At 38.0% G+C, this 2639-nt stretch carries 1 protein-coding gene; it reads left to right on the top strand.

The features are described 5' to 3' along the window. Positions 1 to 161: 161 nt before the first annotated feature. On the top strand, positions 162 to 2639 hold a 2478-nt coding region (locus tag DBR11_RS18485; protein WP_108554117.1), incomplete at its 3' end, for a TonB-dependent receptor.

The raw sequence follows: 2639 nt of genomic DNA, 5'->3' as shown, positions 1-2639 counted from the left end.
ACTTTTTCCGATATACCAATAAGCACTTCATAAATGACATTGCCTTGATATCTGATATACAGTTCTTTCATGAGTCTTATTTATTTTAATTCTAAATAATTTTGTCAAAACGGAATGAGATTCTATCTTTGCGGCCAATTAGAATTAATCTTAATAACAATATGCCAAATATTTACAAATTATTTAGCTTTCTCGCTATCCTATTCGCTCTTCAATCTGCTGTCTACGCACAAAACACAGGTAAAATTACCGGTACCATTAAAACAAGTGATGGTAAACCTGCCGGATATGTAAGCGTAGGCCTAAAAAATGCAGGAAAAACTGCAGTAACAGATGAAGATGGTGCATTTTCCATTAAAAATGTAAAGCCTGGAAGTTATATCATCAAAATATCGGCTGTTGGTATCGCTTCTCAGGAGAAATCTATCAACGTTACCGCCGGACAAACTGCAGAAATCAGCTTTTCTATCTCACAATCAGCTTCTCAATTGGATGAGGTAGCCATCAATGGTTACAAAACACCGAATCAGAAACCAGTAAACCTGGGTAAGATAGCCATTGCACCTAAGGATTTACCTCAGGCTGTACAGATTATTGGTAGTCAGGTGATCCAGGATCAGCAAGCTAACCGTTTAGCTGATGTTTTAAAGAATGTGAATGGTGTAGCCCTGGGTGCTAACCGCGGTTCTGTGGGTGAGAATTTTTATGCCCGTGGTTATAGCCTGGGCGCTAATAACATTTTTAAAAATGGAGTACGGACAACAATTGGTGGTATGCCAGAAGCCAGCACACTAGAATCTGTTGAGGTTTTAAAAGGAAGTGCAGCATTACTTTATGGTGGAGTTACTGGTGGCGCTGTAGTGAACATGGTCACTAAAAAACCAAAATTTGAATACGGTGGTGAAGTTTCGATGCGTGTTGGAAGTTATGATTTATACAAACCAACTGTTGATCTATACGGTCCAATCTCTAAAAAACTAGCTTTCCGTGTAATTGGAACTTATGAAAAGGCGGGTAGTTTTAGAGACAATGTAAACTCTAAAAGAATCTATGTTAACCCATCATTACTCTATAAAATCAGCGATAAAACAGAATTATTGGTTCAGGGAGATTATTTAAAAAGTGACTTCACTCCAGATTTTGGTATCGGAACCATCGCCAATCAAATCTCTCCTTTAGGAAGAAAAGCATATCTAAATGCGCCTTGGGCATACAACAAAACAAATACAGTAACTTCCCAAATAAATTTGAATCACACTTTCAATGAGAACTGGAAATTAAATGCGTCTGCTTCCCTCCAGTCCTATAATAGAAATTATTTCAGCGCAGAACGTCCCTTTGCAAATGACCAGGGAATTGCAGCAAGAAACCTGACGCGTTCAAAAACCAAAGAGTTCACCTATAATGAACAGATCAACTTAAACGGAAATTTCACTACTGGAAGTATTAAACATCAATTACTGGTAGGATTAGATGCAGATCAGTCTAAAACAACATCTAATGGATATACGTTCCCTGCTGGTGTAGCTCCCGCATACACTGTCTATAACTATGGAAACATCAATTTATATGATCCTTCAACTTTTACGGCGCGCACAGATCTCCCGGAAGTGACCAACGTTGCGAGAACCTATGCACCACTTTATAGAATGGGTGCATTTATTCAGGATCTAATTACTGTAACTGATCAGTTTAAAGTGTTGGCAGGTATCCGTTATACCTTCCAGAAAACTCCAAGAACAACAACCGACTCCTTGTTGAACGGCAAGAAAACAATCAGCAATAACTATATCAACAAGTCTAAAATTGAACATGCTTTTTCTCCAAAAGTTGGCTTAATCTATCAACCGGTTAAAACAACCTCATTTTATATTAGCTATGCAAGCAATTTCATCTCCAATACAGGAACAGATATAAACATGGCCCCATTAGATCCTTCAACTGTGGATCAATATGAGGCCGGTATTAAAAATGACCTTTTGGATGGCAAGCTCTCCGCAAACCTTACTGTTTATAGAATCAATAACAACAAGTTTGCTCAGCAGGCTTTATTGAGAGCAGATGGTTCGCCTAATGCAGATGCCAATATTAAAGAATTAAATGGAAAAACATCCAGCGATGGTTTGGAAATAGACATTACAGGAACAATTGTAAAAGGACTGAATTTTATTGCAGGTTATAGTTATAATTACATGCGTTATACTAATACTTTGGATAAAACAACTATAATAACTTATGTAAAGCCAACACCAGGCAATCCAACAGGAGAAACCAAAACAATTATTGGTGGTACCGTAGAAGGCCAGCGCTTAGTTGGCACAACTAAGAATACGGCTAACGGAACTTTATTCTATACCTTTCAAGATGGAAATCTCCAGGGTTTAAAATTAGGTGCATCTGCTTTCTATACAGGGAACAGAAATGCAGGGTACAATGATAGCAAAACGGGAGCTGCAAGCAGATTAATTCCTTTGAGTGATTTTACCACCTTCGACTTCTCTGCAGGTTACAGCTGGAAAAAACTATCCTTACTTGGTAAGATCTCGAACATCACCAACGTGTTAAATTACTATGTTCATGAGAACTACAGTGTAAACCCTATCCCTCCACGTCAGTTCATCACAACTTTAGCCTATAAG

This window comes from Pedobacter sp. HMWF019 (genome assembly GCF_003061025.1).
Classification (GTDB): domain Bacteria; phylum Bacteroidota; class Bacteroidia; order Sphingobacteriales; family Sphingobacteriaceae; genus Pedobacter.
Note: the sequence above shows the minus strand (reverse complement) of the source record. Positions and strands in the feature narration are given on the sequence as shown.